The organism is Microbulbifer discodermiae (assembly GCF_040742695.1).
In the GTDB taxonomy this organism is placed as follows: domain Bacteria; phylum Pseudomonadota; class Gammaproteobacteria; order Pseudomonadales; family Cellvibrionaceae; genus Microbulbifer.
Genome location: NZ_JBFLAB010000033.1, coordinates 17,542 through 35,389 on the forward strand (window position 1 = coordinate 17,542; position 17,848 = coordinate 35,389).

Below are 17,848 nucleotides of genomic sequence, written 5' to 3' on the forward strand. Positions count from 1 at the left end.
TTGACCATTCGCTATGTGGAGTCCTCCAAACTGCCCACTTCCTGGGGCATGTTTGCAGTGCACGGCTTTGAAGACACCGACTCCGGCAAGGAGCACCTGGTGCTCACCATGGGGGACCTGGATACCGACGCCCCGGTACTGGCCCGCATTCACTCCGAGTGTCTCACCGGTGACGCACTCTTTTCCCTGCGCTGCGACTGTGGCGCCCAGCTTCAGCACGCCCTGCACCGTGTCGCCATGGAGGGGCGCGGTGCAATTTTCTATCTGCGCCAGGAGGGGCGGGGTATAGGCCTGTTGAACAAGATCCGCGCCTATCACCTGCAGGATTGCGGCGCCGACACCGTCGAGGCCAACGAGCAACTGGGTTTCGGTGCCGATATGCGCGACTACTCTATTTTGCGGGCCATGCTGACCCACCTGCGAATCACGTCCATGCGCCTGATGACCAACAACCCGCGTAAAGTGAAGGCATTACAGGATCTCGGTATTGCAGTGGTGGAGCGTTTGCCCCATGAGACAGGCCGCAACCCCCACAATATCGAGTATCTGTCGACGAAAAAGGGCAAGCTGGGGCACTGGTTACAGGAGGACCAGGATTCCGAGTCCAACAGCTCCGGGGACGGGGATTGAGCGCGCTTTAAACTCGCTTGTGAAAGCGATTACTTTCTCCCATTGTCACTGCGGGTGTGGTGGCGGCCTACTGACCCATCCAAACCGGCCACTGAGCTGGTTTTTTACGCCTATTGAGACGTTTCTTGTCTGGCGACAAAGTCAGCGGACGCGGCAAGCGTCGCCGCGGTGCTTTGGGCGTTATATTCGCCTAGCACCGGAATATGGACGTTTCGGCAAAATCGACGACGCCTAACTCGTTGATTTTGGTGGAAAAGTGAAAACCACACTTTTCACGTTTGGTGTTTTGAAACAGGCAGAATGCCTTTTTCAACAACCTGCTAGTGAGTTGATCATCACTGTGAGAAAAAAATCATCTGAAAGTCATAAGGACGTCAGAAGTTTATAGGTTGGTTTCAAATAAACTGATGACTTGTTAAACCACACCATATGAAAATAAGGATGAACTATGAAAGATGTTTGTAAATCAATTATCCTGTTGCTCTCTACTCTAGTTATAAGTGGCAAAAGTTTTAGTCAAGAAGAACTTGCAGTTCTAGAAGGCCCTTATATTGGACAAAAGCCCCCTGGCTTGATCCCTGAAGTTTTCGCGCCTAGTGTCTCAACAGAATATCGTGATTGGGGCGGTAGTTTCACACCCGACATGAAGGAGTACTACTTTGGTAGGAGAAACAACAATAGTGGAAAATCGTCGAATGTTGTTTTTAAATCCAACAATAATCGATGGCATGAGTCAATAGTGCCCTGGGGAGGCTTTATCTCACCTGATGGGAAGACTATGCATAATGGCAAACAATTTAGGGAGCGCATCGGTGACGGTTGGTCAGAGTTAAAGAGCCTTGGCCCTCTGTTTGAAGACTTCCGCATCATGCGCCTTACGGCTTCGTTAAAAGGAACCTATGTTTTTGATGAGGTGGGTACAAACGGAGATGGTATTCTGCGATATTCACGACTGGTAAACGGCAAGCGTGAAGCGCCGAGACCCTTTAGTGAAGAGATAAATACTGGTAAATGGACTGCTCACCCCTTCATTGCTCCGGATGAATCTTACATAATTTGGGATAGTGAAAGAGACGGCGGGTACGGTGATAGTGATATGTATATCAGTTTTCGGCAGGAAGATGGTTCATGGGGTGCAGCCATTAACTTCGGAGAAAAGATAAACACGGATGGTGAGGACGGTGGAGGGTACGTAACGCCGGACGGAAAATATCTTTTTTATTGTCGCCGTTGTGTTCCTCCAGATTTTGAAATAATGTGGGTGGATGCGCAGATTATTGAAAAACTTAGATCGAAATAATTAATCATATAGTAACTACTGTAAGAGTGATGTCAAAAGCCCGCGTGTCTTCTCAGGCGTTAAGGAGCCGCGGATTAATTCGGTGCAGGCTCAGGTTTGGCGTCGAGTTCGCCAGTAAGTCGCTGCCGTGCAGGAAGCCCGGTTGCTTTTCAAACGCAATGCTGTGGGTGGGCTCGATGCAATGTCCCGTAGAACGGGCCTGAAATAATGGGGTTGGAGTAAATGGCAGCCATCACCAGGGCGACTGGAGCAGCGACCTGACCCAGCAGAGGGATCTCTCACTGCCCAGCGCCTCACCATCCGACGCAGTTACTCCGGCCGCCTGTATCTGGATAGATCAGAATACTTGCTACGGGATATACAGTGACCATCGGGAATGATGCCCATTGAAAAAGGAAGACGGTGGCTATTTTGAACTTCGATTCTCTTTAAGCAGACCTGACAGAAGGTGGACTATTCAGGCATTGCTGAGCTGTGGTGCTCGACGATTAACCACTGATTACCTGTGCGTCGATAAACAAAAGTGAAGCGCGCTGCGGCGCTAGAGCCGTTTGCGAATGTAAATTCATAAGTTCCGGAGTTGATAAAGGTATCAGCAGAAAGTTCGCGTACATTGCATTCCACCAGTTCGCCCTGAGGGCCCTTTTGCAGAAATTGGTGAAAGTAGTTTTCACGCTCGGGGGTGCTGTGACGCACTTGGTTTGAAATAGTAGGTAACAAAATCGCATCCTCCGCATAGAGTGCAGCAACCCTGCTGGGCGAACCGCTGGCAAGCGCATCGTTCCACAGTTTAAATACGCCCTTCGCTGTTGCTTCGTTCATTTTTGCTCCTGGTTTCTGTGTTTTATATCTAGCAGGCTGTTGAAATTCGAAGAATTTCGACGCCTGGTACCGGAATATGGATGTTCCGGCAAAATCGACGACGCCTTAGTCGTTGATTTTGGGAGAAAAGTGAAAATCACATTTTTCGCTTTTCGTGTTTTGAAACAGGCAGGATGCCTTTTTCAACAACCTGCTAGGGAAAAAGAGGCTGCGCCATCCCCCTGTTTGCCAAAACATAATTAACTGGTGGCCGCAGGTAGCCCAAGTGTTAAATGGCGGGTGCTGTGTTGCTGTTTATCAAGTCCGGCGCTCTGTAGAGCACTTTGCAGTGCTTCGAAGCGCGCTTCGAATCGCGTATACGCGGGAATGAGTTCGCGCATGCCTAATCCATCTAGGGTCTGCGCAATTTGAGCAGACATACCGCAAACCAGTAGCTTTTTGCCCGCATCGTTCGCATCCCGGGCAATGGTTTCTACTGCCATCGCTGCGGATACGTCAATATAGGGGACGCGGTTGAAATCTAAAATGATACTTTCGCTGGACGTGCCCTCGTAAAGGCTGCGTATATGGTGGCCAAGGTCGGCTGCCGCACCAAAACTGAGTGGGCCGTCAAATTCGAATAGGGTTACCTTGCCTTTGGCTTCCTTGAGCAATCGCGCTTCTTCCGTATCCTTACTGGTGAAGCCTTGTCCGCCGAGCTGTTGCAACTGTAATTGAGCCATCTGGCGGACGAAGGCCAAAGCGGCCAATACAACACCTAGGCCCACTGCGGTAATCAAATCCACCATCACTGTGAGGCTCAGTACCAATACCATCAGCAGCAGGTCCCAGCGAGGCCCGCGGTGAGCACGTTTTAAATAATTCAGATCGACAATATCCATTCCCACCTTCACCAGTACACCGGCCAGTGCGGCGTGTGGTATTTCAGACAGCAATGGGCCTATGCCCAAGATAACTGCGCCGAGTACAGCGGAATGCACCATGCCCGACAAGCGCGTGCTGCCACCGGTACGGATATTGATTACCGTGCGCATGGTGGCGCCGGCGCCGCTAATTCCGCCAAATAAACCGGATACTGCGTTGCCAACACCCTGCCCAATAAGCTCGCGGTTGGAGTCGTGCCGGGTTCGGGTCATGTTGTCGGCAACTAGTGAAGTCAACAGGGAATCAATGGTGCCCAGGATGGCGAGGATGAAAGCGGCTTCGAGAATCAGCACTGACATATCCATATCAAAGCTGGGCATCTGGAATGAGGGGAGGCCTGTGGGTATGTTTCCCAGCACCGGCAGGTTGGGTAGCGCCAGACCAATCACTGTTGCCAAAATCAACGCAGCCAGTGGTCCTGGCAAAAAGCGGCCCCACTTGGCGGGCCACAGATAGACAGTGGCCAGGCTGAGTGCGCCAATAAACAGGGCAGAATAGTTGATATGGCTGATTGCGCCGGGTAGGGACAGCAGTGCTGCTACGGGGCCGTTGCCTTCGGAGCTGTGCCCCAGAAATGCACTGCTCTGCAAAGTAATAATGATCAGGCCGATGCCACTCATAAAGCCGGAGATAACCGGGTAGGGCACCAGACGTATGTACTGTCCAAGTCCAAGGAAGCCAAATGCTACCTGCAGCAGGCCCGCTATAAACACGGTGGTTAATATCAGTCCCACATCACCCGATAAACTGGCAAACAAACTTGCCAACACAACCACCATAGGCCCCGTGGGCCCGGATACGTTGGTGGGTGTGCCGCCCATCCAGGATGCGAAAAAACCGACAATCATGGCACCGTAAAGCCCTGCCATAGGGCCTAAGCCGGAGGCGACACCAAAAGCCAGGGCAAGGGGTAGGGCGACGATACCGGCGGTCAGGCCACCGTATAGGTCGCCGCGCCAGTGGGACAGGTCGATGCGAAAAAGGTTCCTCATGGGTATGGTTTACCTCACAAAACACAGAGGTTGAGTTGTTTGTTGCCAAATGGTGTTGAGGATTCTGCCCGCTCGACAGAAGGAAGAGAATCTAAAACCTATGTGACTACCCTATAGAAATTTACTATCACTGAAATAGTTCAAAAGCTGTATCCCTTATCACCATATATAGATATGATCTATCGCTGTTGGTTCTTCATCATTGGGAAGGCCGTAACCCCGCGATGCCTCTTGAATATGGGTGTTGCTTAGTTGTGCCGGCTGACCGAAAAGTGGTACTTAGATGAGTAATCTCAAACAGATTCAGTATTTCTCCGGTGTCGCCGAGTACGGCTCTATCCGCAAGGCGGCCGAAAAGTTGGGCGTCACACAGCCCACTATCTCTACCCAGCTCAACGCCCTTGAAGAAAAGCTTGGTGTCACCTTGCTGGAGCGCTCGCGCAGCAAGACCACGCTAACGCCACAGGGCCGAGAGCTGTTGCATCCAGCTCGCAATCTCATTTCCCAGTGGCGCGATTTGGAAGAGCTTGCACACTCCCTATCCGATAGCGCAGCCATCACCCACCGCCTGGGTGTGCCGCCGACCCTTGGCCCCTATTTGCTGCCGCGCATCACACCCGCCTTACACAGTACCTTTCCCAGGTTAAAGCTGTATGTGCGGGAAGAGTCCCAGGCGGATTTAGAGGCGGGTTTGTTAGAGGGGCGCCATGACCTGATACTGGCAACCTTGCCACTTGCAAATGAAAATTTGGGAATGGAGGTGCTCTGTCGCGAGCCATTGTCCCTGGTTGCGCCTACTGAGATGGATATCGGTTCGGAGGGGGTTATCGATGAATCCGACCTTGCCGGTGTGGAAGTGCTCGGCCTGGATGATCGCCACCATGTGCAGCAACAGGTAAAGCGGATTTGCCAGCGAACAGGGGCGCGGCTTAATCGCGACTACGAAGGTACCAGCCTGGATACACTGCGCCAAATGATCAGCATGAATATGGGCGTGGCTTTTTTACCTGCGCTGTACATTCACAGCGAGATACATCGGCCTGAAGAGCTAAAAGTGATTCGGTTTTCAGGTAATGTTTTGTACTGTGACCATGCTCTGGTTTACCGCCCCGGTAGTGCTGAAAGACATCTCTATCGCCGTATTGCGGCGGTGATTCGCGAGGCCTTGATACAGAACTTCCAGGGTTCGGTAACGGTGATTGATCGTCGCTAACCCCGACAGGTTGTTTAAGCTATCCGGCGTTAGCACATCCCTGTACCGTATTAACCCGGCAATTTGCTTCATTGCCGGGTTAATAAATTGCTGGGTTAGTACAGCGGCTTACTGGCCAAATACCTGTACCTCAGCCAGTGAAAGTGCCTGGTCGGAGCTGGTCAGCTGGATACGCACATAGCGTCCCATACCCACATTAATGACATATTTCAGCCGTTCGGCGGGGCCGGGGAGGAAAAACTCCCTCACGTTACTCTGCGCTCGTGCGTCTTCGATATTTGATCCGGTAAAAGGCAGGTCGGATACAAATACATGAAAATCCTGCAGGCGCTCGGTACAGCAGTCGGTGCGGTTCCAGATGGCAATATTCTCAATCTTCCTGATAGAGCCGAGGTCCAGCGTCCACGAGGAATTGGCGCTGGCACTGGTATGGGTGACACTGCCATCCCCCCAGCGGCCACTCAGGTTGCCATCGATGGCCCTGCTGGCATAACCGCCATAACTGGTATCGGATTGCGTGGCGGTGCCCTCCGGAGCCAGGTTTCTATAGCCGGAATTCGCCGCCGCCACTTCGGTGATGGCCCAGCGCTGATTCATACCGCCGTGGAAGGCCCACATGCCAACGGTGGCGCCTTTGGTGTTTCCATAACCATCCAGGACCATGTTGGGGTTGCTGGCGTCACGTATCACGTCACCGTCCAGGGTCCAGCGGTGGTCAATGGAGCAGGCGTAAATAGAGGCCCTTAATCCATTGACGGAAGTGCCATCGGCGTGGGTCAGGCAGAGATCGTCATTCATGCGGTTGCGAATCAGGCCGGTGCTCCAATCCACCAGCCAATGCTGGTCAAAATGGTTGCGTGTACAGGTTTCCAGTTGAACCTTTGCGAGGTTGGTAACTCCGTTGTCCACACCGGGCACATCGAGGCACTGGCCACTGCGCTTGTCCCGGATCTGTACATACTGGCGGTTGCTTGTGGGCGTGGCGCGTTCCCACATCTGCAAATAGGCTTCAGCGGAATTGAAAAATGCTTCCATTGTCTGCGGGGAGGCATTGATTCGCATATCCTCCACCAAATCCGCCAGCAGGCCATAGTGGGCTAAGCCCTCGGTGTTGAGGTTAAAACTGCGATTCCCCGTTGTCTGCTGATCAAAAAGGACGCGGCCATCGTAGGAGCGGAAAGGGTAGGTGATGGGGTTGGTGCCGGAGGTGGTACTGGGTCCCGCCTGTGGCGCCAGGCCATTGGTATCCGTACCGATACCCACGCCGATTAGGTAGGGGGTTGATGCCAGTTCAGTACGAATAATATCGATATTGTGGATATTGTAGTTACTGGGGCCGTTGTAGGGAAACATGACACCGCCAGCATTCAACAAACGCCGCTGCAATGGGCTTAAAGCGCCATTGAGTTTTGGATTGGAGTGGCTTGAAATCACACCGGAGTAACCGCGACTCTCGACAATATCCATGGTGTCGGCGAAAGCGCCCGCAGACATATGATCCACCTCGATAATCATTTCCTTGTCGATCATGCGGTGAATCAGGTATTTCCCCATGGCGGTGAGGTGCTTGCGATTACAGTGCTGGTCTATGCTCTGGTCGTAATTCGGGTTCGCACCCAGCAGGTTGATGATATCGCGAATAAAAGGCACATTGCCCAGCAACGGGAAGCCATTGGGCAGCTTGCGCCCGCTGGGCTCTTGCGGGGGGCAGGCCTCTATATGGTAGAGGTGGCCGGTTTGCAGCTTATTGCCGATATTGATAATTTCATCCGCGCCCTGCATATGGGGGCCGCCGAAGTCATTGTCAAACTTGTGGATTGGGAAGAGGCTGCGAATTCCACGGCTATACAGGTACTGTAGCTTTTGATCGATCCGGGCCTCGGAGCAGCCGCTGCCCTCATCGCAGTCCAGGACGCTGGATACCTCTACCCCCAGGACGACGGCGAGCTTGCCACTGGCAATCACTGAGCGGGCTTCTGCGGCACTGGTGACGATACGGAAGAATCCCTTGCCTACACCGCCTGCCTGGGCATCGATATAGTCCTGCATTTCATAGACGCGCCTCAACTGCAGATCGATACTGGGGGAGTCACCACAGGCATTGGGATTGACCCAGGATACCGGGTTTACGACCCTTTGCACTTCGCACAAAACTTCGTTTTGCACCATATTGGTAACCATCAGCTTTAAACCGGCCCTATGCACCCGCTCTATCCACTTGTAGTAGGCCTGCTGGTGGGACTGGGTGTGGTAGTTGGGCCAGTAGGGAAAATTGGGCCAGCCGCCGGTGGCATGCCGGGCATCGAGATTGCCGCCATCCTGGAGGTTGCCGATAATGTCGAGGCCGCCATAGGGGCCGTGTATGCCACTGCCGTCGTCCAGTGCATTTTGAATGCCGTAGGGATGGAAAGGGCGGCCGTGTAAAAACTTGCCACCCATAAATTCATTGGAATTCAAATGGGTGTGTACATCCGCAAAACCCACCACTGGCTGACTTGCATCCCCGGTGGCGGGGGCCGCCGGATTCACTTCCGCATTCAATTGCGCTTCCGGGAAAGGTGCGCAGTCATTCTGTTCAACCAGTTCGAAAACGTTTTCACTATTGCGATTGCCCAGGTTGAACAGGTCGAATAAATAAGTGCCGCCATCGCCTTTGTTATATCGCAGGTCCTTCCAGAACTTGGTCGAGAATAACCTGAAATGGCCGTTCCCGGCCGGCTCGACGGACCACTGGGCCCATTCGGAGGCGGCGGTATTGCGCGCTATATCCAGAGGTCCCCGAGTGGTGAGAAAGTTGCCGGTTCTGTCCCGCAGCATATACATGCCAAGCCTGGTGGGCTTGAAATAAAAGTGGGACGCAGCGGTCACATCAATAGCATCGAAGCGGTAGTCGCCACCACCGGGATGCATATAGCGACCAGTTTGCGGGGCTTTAATCGCATAACAGCCTTGGGCCAGGGCGTAGGAGGCTTCGACGGTATTGGCCTCTAGGTGGGAAGAGATACCGGCCATCAGTATGGGAATCGACGCCCAGACCTTTGTGAATGTGAATTTCATTATCCATTTCCATTATTGTTGAAATTATGGGAAGTTTATTAGACGTCACAACCATTGGGATTGAATGATTAACAGGAACGTCAGCGGCGAGAATATAAGGATTTTTACTGAATGTCTTGAGGAAACTCCACAGGTTTGCGTTAGAAGTGCCCTAATACTGACCTGAACGATGAGTCGGAATTGTTTCACGTTAATCGTGGTCCAGAAAATTAACCCGCGAACTAACAGTTTGCCAAAAAATTACTGGGTCAATTTGGTACAGGGTTGTGCCACCAACGGGTAGAGGCTGGCGAAAGTGCTTGAAATACAGGTGATTTCGATTGACTGCGCAATTTTCAAAGGAGACAGGCTGTTGGATAAGAGGGCGTCGACTGTATGGTCAGGGTAATAGTCGCCATAGCAAACGCTTTCCCAGCAGCGTTATCTTTTGGTGTTGCAGGAAGCACAGAGGTTTTGCTGTGCCGATAGGCGGGGTGCCAATATTCCCGCCGTGAGGCAAGCCGAAAGTGGCTTGCCTCTGCAGTCTGCCGGACGTTATGATCCCCAACCCCCGAATATGCCCTGCCAATAGGGGGAGACTGGTTCCTTTGGCGCGGGGACGCACTACCCTTTGCACCGCCGACCGGGTCAATAGCGCGCAGGGGCTATGATATAGCTGACAAACTTACGGGATTTGAGGTGTCACGCCAGATGCAAGAGTTAATCGATTTATCGAGGCGGGCACTGCAGCGGGCAAACCCCTTGCCCTTTTCGGTTTATGCCTCCATCAAGGAGCAGCATATTTTTAATGTTCCGGTTATTAATCCCACCCTGATCTGTATTCTTGAAGGCTGTAAAAAGCTGGGCAGGGACAGCAAACTCAGTTGTCCAGCCGGTAGCTTTCTTTTTTTATCCAACAATCCCAAGGTAGAGATGCGCAATATCCCGGATGATATCGCCTACTTTGCAATGATTATCGAGTTTGAGTTTGCGGATTTCGATATCTTCACAAGCAAAAAGACCGCGGCGAAAACCTTTTTCACCGGTGATATGGATGCGGTTTTACGGAAGACTTTACAGCAGTTGGTGGAGTGGTCGGGATTGGCTCCCCCCGAGCTTTGGGCGATGCGCAGACGGGAAATCCTGCAGTTGCTTTATCACTCGGGCTATACGCAACTGGGCGCAGTGGTAAAGTCCCCGAGCCTGAGCCATCAACTCTACACGATCATCGCCGCCGATATGTCGGCCAACCCGAGCGCGGATGCCCTGTCATCCAGGCTGGCGATGAGTGAATCTACCCTGCGCAGGAAGCTGCACGGGGAGGGGACCAGCCTGCAGGTTATTAAGGACAGAGCACGGCTTGGTCACGGCCTGCACCTGTTGCAAAGCACCCTGGAACCCGTGGGAATTATCGCTGAACGGTGCGGTTACCTTTCCCAATCCCGCTTCACCGATAAGTTTAAACAGCTGTTTGGCCTCACCCCGACAGAGCTGAGAAGGACCAGGATGCCGAATTAGGGCGAATGGTTGACCGTTTCGGGCGAATCCGGTTGTCCCCTGACGCCTATGATAGGCCCTCTTTAGCCATTCTTGTGTCGGAGGTCTTATGTGGCACCTAGCTAGCAAATCGGCGCTGCTGGTCATGTTGATCAGTGGTTCTGCATTGGCGGATGCACTCACCCTGAAAAGTACGGAAATCGCCCATGGCGAATTTATGCCGAAAGCGCAGGAGTTCAAAGGCTTTGGCTGCAGTGGGGGTAATTTGTCCCCACAGTTGTCCTGGTCTGGTGCACCGGAGGGAACCGAAGCATTTGCACTGCTGGCCTATGATCCCGATGCCCCCAGCGGCAGCGGCTGGTGGCACTGGCAGCTGGTGAATATTCCCAAAGATGTGAATGCTCTGCCCGGGGGCGCGGGTGATGCGGGGCAGAAACGCCTGCCGGAAAGCAGTATGCAGATGAGGAACGATTACGGTGTAAAGGGATTTGGTGGCGCCTGCCCTCCAGAGGGGGACGGTGCGCATCGCTACCAGTTTACGATACATGCCCTGTCAAAAAGACTGGAGTTGTCGGAAGATGCTTCGGCGGCTTTGACCGGATATATGGTCAAGGCCCATTCACTGGCTTCCAGTACCATTGAGGCCTTGTATAAACGCGATTGATAATCTGGCAATCCAATCGATGATCGCTCATCCGTTGGATTGCCGCTCCTGCAAAGCCGTGCAACTAGGTGGAACCGTTTTGCTTTGCAAGGACTCGCGTTGGTCTCCGTCCGGCGCCATCAAAATAGCGGATTTTGATGGCCTCCAGTATTTCGGCATCAAACATTCTGTAGTTGATCGCCAGTCTGGCCGGGGAAACGGTGGTAGTCGTGTGATAGTGGGTGGCGCAGTGGCAGTGACTACAGCTGATAAAGCGGATGCACTGGTCCCCATGGCTGTAGGCGGACACGCCTTTCTCACCGATGCTCACGGCGACCTGGGCCGGTTGGAAATAGCCCCAGATTGCCCCATAGCGACTGCAAATTGAGCAGTTACACTGGGTTGCCTCGGCGGAAGGCTTGTCAATTGTCAGGCTGACATTGCCGCAGTGGCATTTTCCATGAACCATTTTTGCGGTCTCCTTCAACGGCCTCCTTGGGTTTCTCCCGCTATGACGACACAGGTGGCGAGGCTGTTTTCACTGGGTTGATGGTAATGGGCGGTATAGTCTGCCGACGGAAGAAATTCGCCGACTATGGATTGTGGATTGATACTGAAATGGGCCCTGCGGCTGTTTGGCTCAATCGCGGAGATGCTGATTGCATCGAAACCGAAAAAACGTCTGACAAGCGGGTACAGGGCTTTGAAAAAACTTTCCTTGATGGAAAAAATCAGTGTGAATACGATGGCAGGGTCCAACTCTCCCCAGTTTAGCCACTGCCGCTCGCTGCTGTTCAGCACCTGTGGATGGAGTTCCTCTACCAGGCGGGGGGCCACCAGGTCCTCGATATCGATACCGACGCCGACAATGGATTTGTCACGGCTGGCTATGGCGGCGGCCCTGCCGTTACTGTGGCTGATGGAGCCGATAATGCCGCCGGGCCACCCGGGCTGGCGATCCGCGCAGATGTCGACGAAGGTCTTCTTTTCCCCCAGGCGCAGCAACACCTCTCTGGCACAGTAGCGCCCGGCCAGGAACTCGGCTTTTCGTTTTGGCACGGCGCGGTCGAGTGTATCGGGCCGCTCAATCCCCAGTATGGAGAAGAAATCGTCGTGGTATCCACCGGTGTGAAAGCTCAGGCTGTGCTGTTCTATGCTCCGGACTGGCCACCAGATGGAGCTGTCTTCATCGGACAGAAAGTTATCGGAGTTGAGGGCGGTGGCCGCGGTATCGTGAATTGCCATGATATTTAGGTTTGTTGTTATCGTATACAGATCGATGGGTCGGCTTGCGCCTGGCTCCCGTGCGGGCAGTGATCAACCCGGCAATCCGGTTGATGATCTCTCATCAACTGGATTGCCACCGTTGAAAAGCTGCGCAAATATGCGAAGCCTCAAAGCCCCAGGCTGGTCCACATCTCATCCACCTTTTTTACCACTGTGGGATCCTTGCGGATGGGCTGGCCCCACTCGCGATCGGTTTCACCGGGCCACTTGTTGGTGGCATCGAAACCAATTTTGGAGCCCAGGCCCGATACGGGGGAGGCGAAGTCCAGGTAGTCGATGGGGGTATTTTCCATCATGACGGTGTCCCGCGCAGGGTCCATACGAGTGCTCAGGGCCCAGATCACATCCTTCCAGTCGCGGGTGTCGATGTCGTCATCGGTGACAATAACGAACTTGGTATACATAAACTGACGCAGAAAGGACCAGACACCCATCATCACGCGTTTGGCATGGCCGGGATATTGTTTTTTCATACTGACTACCGCCAGTCGGTAGGAGCAGCCCTCCGGCGGCAGGTAGAAGTCGACGATTTCCGGAAACTGCCTGGTCAGCAAGGGCACGAAGACTTCATTCAGGGCCTCGCCGAGAATGGCGGGTTCGTCGGGGGGCCGGCCCGTGTAGGTGCTGTGGTAGATGGGGTTTTCCCGGTGGGTGATTTTTTCGACGGTGAATACCGGGAAGCGGTCCACTTCGTTGTAATAGCCGGTGTGGTCCCCAAAGGGGCCCTCGTCGGCCATGTCGTCGGGGTAAATAAAGCCTTCCAGCACATATTCCGCACTGGCGGGTACCTGGAGATCGCTGAGAGTGGCGCTGGCCACTTCGGTCTTGCCGCCGCGCAGCAGTCCGGCGAAGGCGTACTCGGACAGTGTGTCCGGCACAGGGGTCACGGCGCCGAGGATGGTGGCCGGGTCGGCTCCCAGGGCGACCGCCACCGGGTAGGGTTCACCGGGGTGGCGGAGGCACCAGTCACGATAGTCCTGGGCGCCGCCGCGGTGTGACAGCCAGCGCATGATCAGGCGGTTTTTTCCGATCAGCTGCATGCGGTAGATGCCCAGGTTCTGGCGTCGCTTCTCAGGCCCCCGGGTGATCACCAGGGGCCAGGTGACCAGGGGGGCGGCGTCGCCGGGCCAGCAGGTTTGGATGGGCAGCTGGTGCAGGTCGACCTGGTCGCCACTCAGGCTGACCTGTTGGCAGGGGGCCTGGGAAACGACCTTGGGGCTCATGTTGAGCACCTGCTTGTATAGCGGCAGCTGTCCCCAGGCGTCGCGCAGACTCTCCGGTGGCTGCGGCTCTTTGAGAAACGCCAGCAGTTCCCCCAGTTGGCGCAGTTCGCTGACATCTCGCCGACCCATGCCCAGGGCCACCCGCTCCGGCGTACCAAACAGGTTGGCCAGCACCGGGGTGTCGAAGCCGACAGGGTTTTCAAACAGCAGCGCCGGGCCCCCGGCGCGCAATACACGGTCGGCGATCTCGGTCATTTCCAGGTGCGGGTCGACCGGATGCTCGATGCGCTTGAGCAGGTGTTTTTGTTCCAGCAGCTGGATAAAGTCGCGCAGGTCTTTGTATTTCATCGCTTGGGTGGGGGTCTATTGGGTTGGCACAGTGTAAATGGCCGGGCACAAAAGGGGGAGTGGCTCCCTGCTGGGGGAACTCAGGAGAGGGGGGTATGAAACACCCCGCCGGAACTGTGGCGGGGCAAAATCCTTGAGCGCGAATCAGCTCAGAAGCGTGGCCGGCGCGGACGATCTTCTCGCGGCTTGGCTTCATTAACACGAATGTTGCGGCCGGATAGCGGATGATCGTTCATCTCTTCGATTGCCTTACGTGCTTCATCGTCGTTCGGCATTTCGACGAAACCAAAGCCTTTAGAGCGGCCAGTCTCACGGTCGGTAATGACAGTAGCCCGAGAGATTTCCCCGAAGGCGCCAAATGCTTCCTGCAGGTCTTCAGAGGTTACGCCGTAGGCCAGATTTCCAATATAGATATTCACAAAAAGTTCTCACTGAATACGTGGGCTGTCGTAAAGTCACAAACGAATGACCAGCTCCACCAGATCATTCATCTGAGATTGCCCCCTTTTGCCGGCCGGATAGCGGCTGACAGAGGTCAATTCGTTGCGTGCCAATTCCCTGTGCGGCACTAGCTTGTGGGCCTTTATATGCTTATTGATGCGCCTTTTCAATCGGATTCGGCGCAAACAATCGCCTGATTCGTCGTGTTTTATCCTCTGCTCAACCCGGACAGGGGTATCACCGGCGCTGTTACTTGCGTCTCATGGACAGGAAGAACTCGTCGTTGGTCTTGAAGTCCTTGAGCTTGTCCACCAGGAATTCCGTCGCCGCCAGGTCTTCCATGTCGTGCAGCAGCTTGCGCAGTATCCACACCCGCTGCAGTTCGCCCTCCGGCATCAGCAGCTCCTCGCGACGGGTGCCGGAACGGCGTACATTGATGGCGGGATAGACGCGCTTCTCGGCGATCTTGCGGTCCAGCTGCAATTCCATGTTGCCAGTGCCCTTGAACTCCTCGAAGATCACTTCATCCATTTTCGAGCCGGTATCGATCAGCGCGGTGGCGATGATGGAGAGGCTGCCGCCCTCTTCGATGTTGCGGGCGGCACCAAAGAAGCGCTTCGGGCGCTCCAGTGCATGAGCATCCACACCGCCGGTCAGAACCTTGCCGGAGCTGGGCACGGTGGTGTTGTAGGCGCGCGCCAGGCGGGTGATGGAGTCCAGCAGAATCACTACGTCTTTCTTGTGCTCCACCAGGCGCTTGGCTTTTTCGATCACCATCTCGGCCACCTGCACATGTCGCGCCGGCGGCTCGTCGAAAGTGGAGGCGACCACTTCACCGCGCACGGACCTCTGCATCTCGGTGACTTCCTCCGGGCGCTCGTCGATCAGCAGAACGATCAGGTGGCACTCGGGATTGTTGCGGGTGATGGCCTGGGCCATGTTCTGCAGCATGATGGTCTTGCCGGCCTTGGGCGGGGCGACAATGAGGCCCCGCTGGCCCTTGCCGATAGGGGCCACCAGGTCGATGATGCGGCCGATCAGGTCCTCGGAGGAGCCGTTGCCACACTCCAGGGTGAGGCGTTCGTTGGGAAACAGCGGGGTGAGGTTTTCAAACAGGATCTTGCTGCGGGCGTTTTCGGGCTTGTCGAAGTTGATCTCGCTGACTTTCAGCAGTGCGAAGTAGCGTTCCCCCTCTTTGGGTGGGCGGATCTTGCCGGAAATGGAGTCGCCGGTGCGCAGGTTGAAACGTCGAATCTGGCTGGGGGAAACGTAAATATCGTCCGGACCCGCCAGGTAGGAGGAGTCGGCGGAGCGCAGAAAGCCAAACCCATCCTGAAGAATTTCCAATACGCCATCGCCGTATATGTCTTCACCGCTTTTGGCGTGGCGCTTGAGGATATTGAAAATAATGTCCTGTTTGCGCGAACGGGCCAGGTTCTCAAGGCCCATGCCAGTGGCTATTTCGATCAGTTCTTCAATGGGTTTTGTTTTTAATTCGGATAGGTTCATACGAATTGCTTTATAAAGTTTCTGTTATGAGTTGGCGCGAACACACCAGATTCTTGGGGAGGGGTTTGAAAATTGCTCACTATTACCCACGCTTGGGCCTTACCAGTTTCACCGGGTGCGAGATCAGTCAGGAGAACTTACTGTTTCCACCGCAAATAACACTGCTGCGGAAAAGTTCAACTTGAGAAGCTTACGTGTCGGCGATATTCAGGGACCTTGCGAAGGAGGGCGTTGGCTCAGCTCGGACCAGTTCAACTGCCTTGGTGCCTGAGCGGTTTAAAGAATAGTATCCAGTATAACGGCAGAATGCCATCCTGCAAGAGGTATTTGACCTGACGCAGGATGGCGTTCGTCTCACAGCTGACTGTCGATAAACTCAGTCAGCTGGGCGCGGGACAGGGCGCCAACCTTGGTGCCTTCCACAGAGCCGTTCTTGAACAACAGCAGAGTGGGAATCCCGCGAACATTGTATTTGGCCGCGGACTCCTTGTTGGAATCGACGTCTACCTTTACGATTTTCAGCTTGTCGCCATAGTGGCCGGCCAGGTCCTGCAGCACCGGAGCGATCATTTTGCAGGGACCGCACCACTGGGCCCAGAAATCCACCAGTACCGGGCCTTCGGCCTGCAATACCTCTGCTTCGAATTCGGCGTCGGTGACGTTGACGATTTGCTCGCTCATGTTGCTTTCCTGTTCTTGGGTTGGTCGGTGTGCTGAGCCCGCGGGCACCTGGGCACATGATAAGAAGGCCCCGACTCACTCGCAAGGCGCGACTTCCTGCCATATGGGGGCATGGGCGCCAGCTTTCAAGACTGCTCGAGAAAGCGCTGCAGAATCTCGTCCAGGTAGTCGTAGCCAAACTGGCTGGCGGCGATCCGCCCCCGCAATGGCTGCACCAGTTCCAGTGCCTCCAGCGCCGGCCACTGGCGCTCCAGCACTGCGATGGGCAGACCCGTATAGTGGCCGAAACTCTCCAGGGGTACCCCCTCTACCAGCCGTAGGGCGTTCATCAGGAACTCCAGCGGCAACTCGTCCCGCTCGACCGCCGCGCTGGTTGGTGGCAGCAGCCCAGTGCCGTCCCGGGTTTTGGGGGCGGCCAGGTAGTGTCGCGGCGCGCGGGTGCGGCGACTGCGCAGAATGCCCGCCTGGGGCAGGGTGACTTTGCCGTGGGCGCCGGCGCCGATGCCCAGGTAGTCTCCAAATGACCAGTAGTTAAGGTTGTGCTGCGACACCCGCCCGGCGCGGCTGTAGGCGGACACCTCGTAGCGCCCATAGCCCTCCAGGGCCAGAAAGCCGCGCCCGCTGCCCTGCATGGAAGCGATATGGCCGCTGGCCGGCACCGCCGGTGGTGCACTGTAGAAAGCTGTGTTTGGCTCTATGGTGAGCTGATACCAGGAGATATGCTCCGGGGTCAGCGAGACCGCCCGGCGCAGGTCTGCCAGTGCCGCCTCCTCGGTCTGCTGCGGCAGCCCATGCATCAGGTCGATGTTGAGATTGTCAAAACCGGCCCGGCGCGCTGCCTCCACAGCCGTTGTGGCATCGTCACCGCTGTGTATGCGGCCCAGGTTCTCCAGCTGCCGGTCGTCAAAACTCTGCACCCCGATGGAGAGGCGGCTGACGCCGGCCGCCCGGTAGCCGGCAAATTTCTGTTGTTCGCTAGTGCCGGGATTGGCTTCCAGGGTGATTTCGATATCGGTGGCGAAGCCGATGTCCGCCGCCGCGGTCTCAAGGATTGCGCCAATGGCCGCCGGTGAGAAGAGGCTGGGCGTGCCGCCGCCGAAGAAAATCGAGCCGAGTCGGCGCCCCTGTACCCAGGGCAACTGGCTGCGCAGGTCCCGCTGCAGCTGTGCGACATACTCCGCCTCCGGCAGGTTTTTGCCGGCGGCATGGGAATTGAAGTCGCAATAGGGGCATTTGCGCACACACCAGGGAATGTGCACATAGAGGCCCAGCGGCGGCAGCTTCAGCTCCGGCTGTCGCATG

The 17,848-nt window shown here is 55.2% G+C and carries 15 protein-coding genes; 5 read left to right on the forward strand and 10 right to left on the reverse strand.

The genetic code is table 11. The features are described 5' to 3' along the window. Positions 1-630: a GTP cyclohydrolase II gene (gene ribA / locus AB1S50_RS12450; protein ID WP_367151078.1), complete on the forward strand. Its 630-nt coding sequence runs from the start codon at positions 1-3 to the stop codon at positions 628-630. 448 nt (positions 631-1,078) lie between these two features. Further along, positions 1,079-1,930, forward strand: a complete 852-nt coding sequence (locus tag AB1S50_RS12455; protein ID WP_367151080.1) for a TolB-like translocation protein — start codon at positions 1,079-1,081, stop codon at positions 1,928-1,930. Between the two features lie 453 nt (positions 1,931-2,383). On the opposite strand, the gene AB1S50_RS12460 is transcribed toward AB1S50_RS12455, so the two are convergent. Then, entirely contained in the window at positions 2,384-2,752 is a 369-nt protein-coding gene (locus AB1S50_RS12460) for an SgcJ/EcaC family oxidoreductase (RefSeq protein ID WP_367151081.1), read from the reverse strand. Between the two features lie 239 nt (positions 2,753-2,991). Next, positions 2,992-4,668, reverse strand: coding sequence for a SulP family inorganic anion transporter (locus AB1S50_RS12465; protein ID WP_367151083.1), 1,677 nt, complete (start codon positions 4,666-4,668; stop codon positions 2,992-2,994). A 283-nt stretch (positions 4,669-4,951) separates the two neighbouring features. On the opposite strand from AB1S50_RS12465, the gene AB1S50_RS12470 reads away from it, so the two are divergent. Continuing rightward, positions 4,952-5,881 (forward strand): hydrogen peroxide-inducible genes activator, encoded by a 930-nt coding sequence (locus tag AB1S50_RS12470; protein WP_367151084.1) that lies wholly within the window; start codon positions 4,952-4,954, stop codon positions 5,879-5,881. Between the two features lie 108 nt (positions 5,882-5,989). Here the strand turns inward: AB1S50_RS12470 and AB1S50_RS12475 are convergent, their stop codons facing one another. Next, positions 5,990-8,938 carry a ricin-type beta-trefoil lectin domain protein gene (locus AB1S50_RS12475; RefSeq protein WP_367151086.1) on the reverse strand — a complete coding sequence of 983 codons (2,949 nt, stop codon included), beginning with the start codon at positions 8,936-8,938 and terminating at the stop codon, positions 5,990-5,992. Between the two features lie 690 nt (positions 8,939-9,628). On the opposite strand from AB1S50_RS12475, the gene AB1S50_RS12480 reads away from it, so the two are divergent. Together AB1S50_RS12480 and AB1S50_RS12485 are read left to right on the forward strand one after the other, a co-directional pair. After that, positions 9,629-10,435, forward strand: a complete 807-nt coding sequence (locus tag AB1S50_RS12480) for a helix-turn-helix transcriptional regulator (protein ID WP_367151088.1) — start codon at positions 9,629-9,631, stop codon at positions 10,433-10,435. An 88-nt stretch (positions 10,436-10,523) separates the two neighbouring features. Next, positions 10,524-11,078, forward strand: a complete 555-nt coding sequence (locus AB1S50_RS12485) for a YbhB/YbcL family Raf kinase inhibitor-like protein (RefSeq protein WP_367151090.1) — start codon at positions 10,524-10,526, stop codon at positions 11,076-11,078. 64 nt (positions 11,079-11,142) lie between these two features. On the opposite strand, the gene AB1S50_RS12490 is transcribed toward AB1S50_RS12485, so the two are convergent. From AB1S50_RS12490 to hemW, 7 genes are all read right to left on the reverse strand, one after another. After that, a complete protein-coding gene (locus tag AB1S50_RS12490; RefSeq protein WP_367151091.1) occupies positions 11,143-11,526 on the reverse strand; it encodes a GFA family protein in 384 nt (127 codons plus the stop codon). Between the two features lie 14 nt (positions 11,527-11,540). Further along, complete coding sequence (locus AB1S50_RS12495; RefSeq protein WP_367151093.1) at positions 11,541-12,302, reverse strand: 4'-phosphopantetheinyl transferase family protein; 762 nt, start codon at positions 12,300-12,302, stop codon at positions 11,541-11,543. Positions 12,303-12,451: 149 nt separating this feature from the next. Beyond that, positions 12,452-13,915: a 4-hydroxy-3-polyprenylbenzoate decarboxylase gene (ubiD, locus tag AB1S50_RS12500; RefSeq protein WP_367151094.1), complete on the reverse strand. Its 1,464-nt coding sequence runs from the start codon at positions 13,913-13,915 to the stop codon at positions 12,452-12,454. A gap of 149 nt (positions 13,916-14,064) precedes the next feature. Next, a complete protein-coding gene (locus AB1S50_RS12505) occupies positions 14,065-14,334 on the reverse strand; it encodes an RNA recognition motif domain-containing protein (RefSeq protein WP_367151095.1) in 270 nt (89 codons plus the stop codon). Between the two features lie 271 nt (positions 14,335-14,605). Beyond that, on the reverse strand, positions 14,606-15,865 hold the full coding sequence (rho, locus tag AB1S50_RS12510; protein WP_367151096.1) for a transcription termination factor Rho: 1,260 nt from the start codon (positions 15,863-15,865) through the stop codon (positions 14,606-14,608). A gap of 354 nt (positions 15,866-16,219) precedes the next feature. After that, positions 16,220-16,546, reverse strand: a complete 327-nt coding sequence (gene trxA, locus AB1S50_RS12515; RefSeq protein WP_367151097.1) for a thioredoxin TrxA — start codon at positions 16,544-16,546, stop codon at positions 16,220-16,222. A 125-nt stretch (positions 16,547-16,671) separates the two neighbouring features. Next, positions 16,672-17,847, reverse strand: a complete 1,176-nt coding sequence (gene hemW, locus AB1S50_RS12520; RefSeq protein ID WP_367151107.1) for a radical SAM family heme chaperone HemW — start codon at positions 17,845-17,847, stop codon at positions 16,672-16,674. Between the last annotated feature and the right edge of the window lies 1 nt (position 17,848).

Bases quoted from the DNA above. Each gene is read 5' to 3' on its own strand.
- AB1S50_RS12455 (WP_367151080.1), top strand. From the start codon at position 1,079: ATGAAAGATGTTTGTAAATCAATTATCCTGTTGCTCTCTACTCTAGTT.
- AB1S50_RS12460 (WP_367151081.1), bottom strand. From the start codon at position 2,752: ATGAACGAAGCAACAGCGAAGGGCGTATTTAAACTGTGGAACGATGCG.
- AB1S50_RS12465 (WP_367151083.1), bottom strand. From the start codon at position 4,668: ATGAGGAACCTTTTTCGCATCGACCTGTCCCACTGGCGCGGCGACCTA.
- AB1S50_RS12470 (WP_367151084.1), top strand. From the start codon at position 4,952: ATGAGTAATCTCAAACAGATTCAGTATTTCTCCGGTGTCGCCGAGTAC.
- AB1S50_RS12475 (WP_367151086.1), bottom strand. From the start codon at position 8,938: ATGAAATTCACATTCACAAAGGTCTGGGCGTCGATTCCCATACTGATG.
- AB1S50_RS12480 (WP_367151088.1), top strand. From the start codon at position 9,629: ATGCAAGAGTTAATCGATTTATCGAGGCGGGCACTGCAGCGGGCAAAC.
- AB1S50_RS12485 (WP_367151090.1), top strand. From the start codon at position 10,524: ATGTGGCACCTAGCTAGCAAATCGGCGCTGCTGGTCATGTTGATCAGT.
- AB1S50_RS12490 (WP_367151091.1), bottom strand. From the start codon at position 11,526: ATGGTTCATGGAAAATGCCACTGCGGCAATGTCAGCCTGACAATTGAC.
- AB1S50_RS12495 (WP_367151093.1), bottom strand. From the start codon at position 12,302: ATGGCAATTCACGATACCGCGGCCACCGCCCTCAACTCCGATAACTTT.
- ubiD (WP_367151094.1), bottom strand. From the start codon at position 13,915: ATGAAATACAAAGACCTGCGCGACTTTATCCAGCTGCTGGAACAAAAA.
- rho (WP_367151096.1), bottom strand. From the start codon at position 15,865: ATGAACCTATCCGAATTAAAAACAAAACCCATTGAAGAACTGATCGAA.
- trxA (WP_367151097.1), bottom strand. From the start codon at position 16,546: ATGAGCGAGCAAATCGTCAACGTCACCGACGCCGAATTCGAAGCAGAG.
- hemW (WP_367151107.1), bottom strand. From the start codon at position 17,847: ATGCGACAGCCGGAGCTGAAGCTGCCGCCGCTGGGCCTCTATGTGCAC.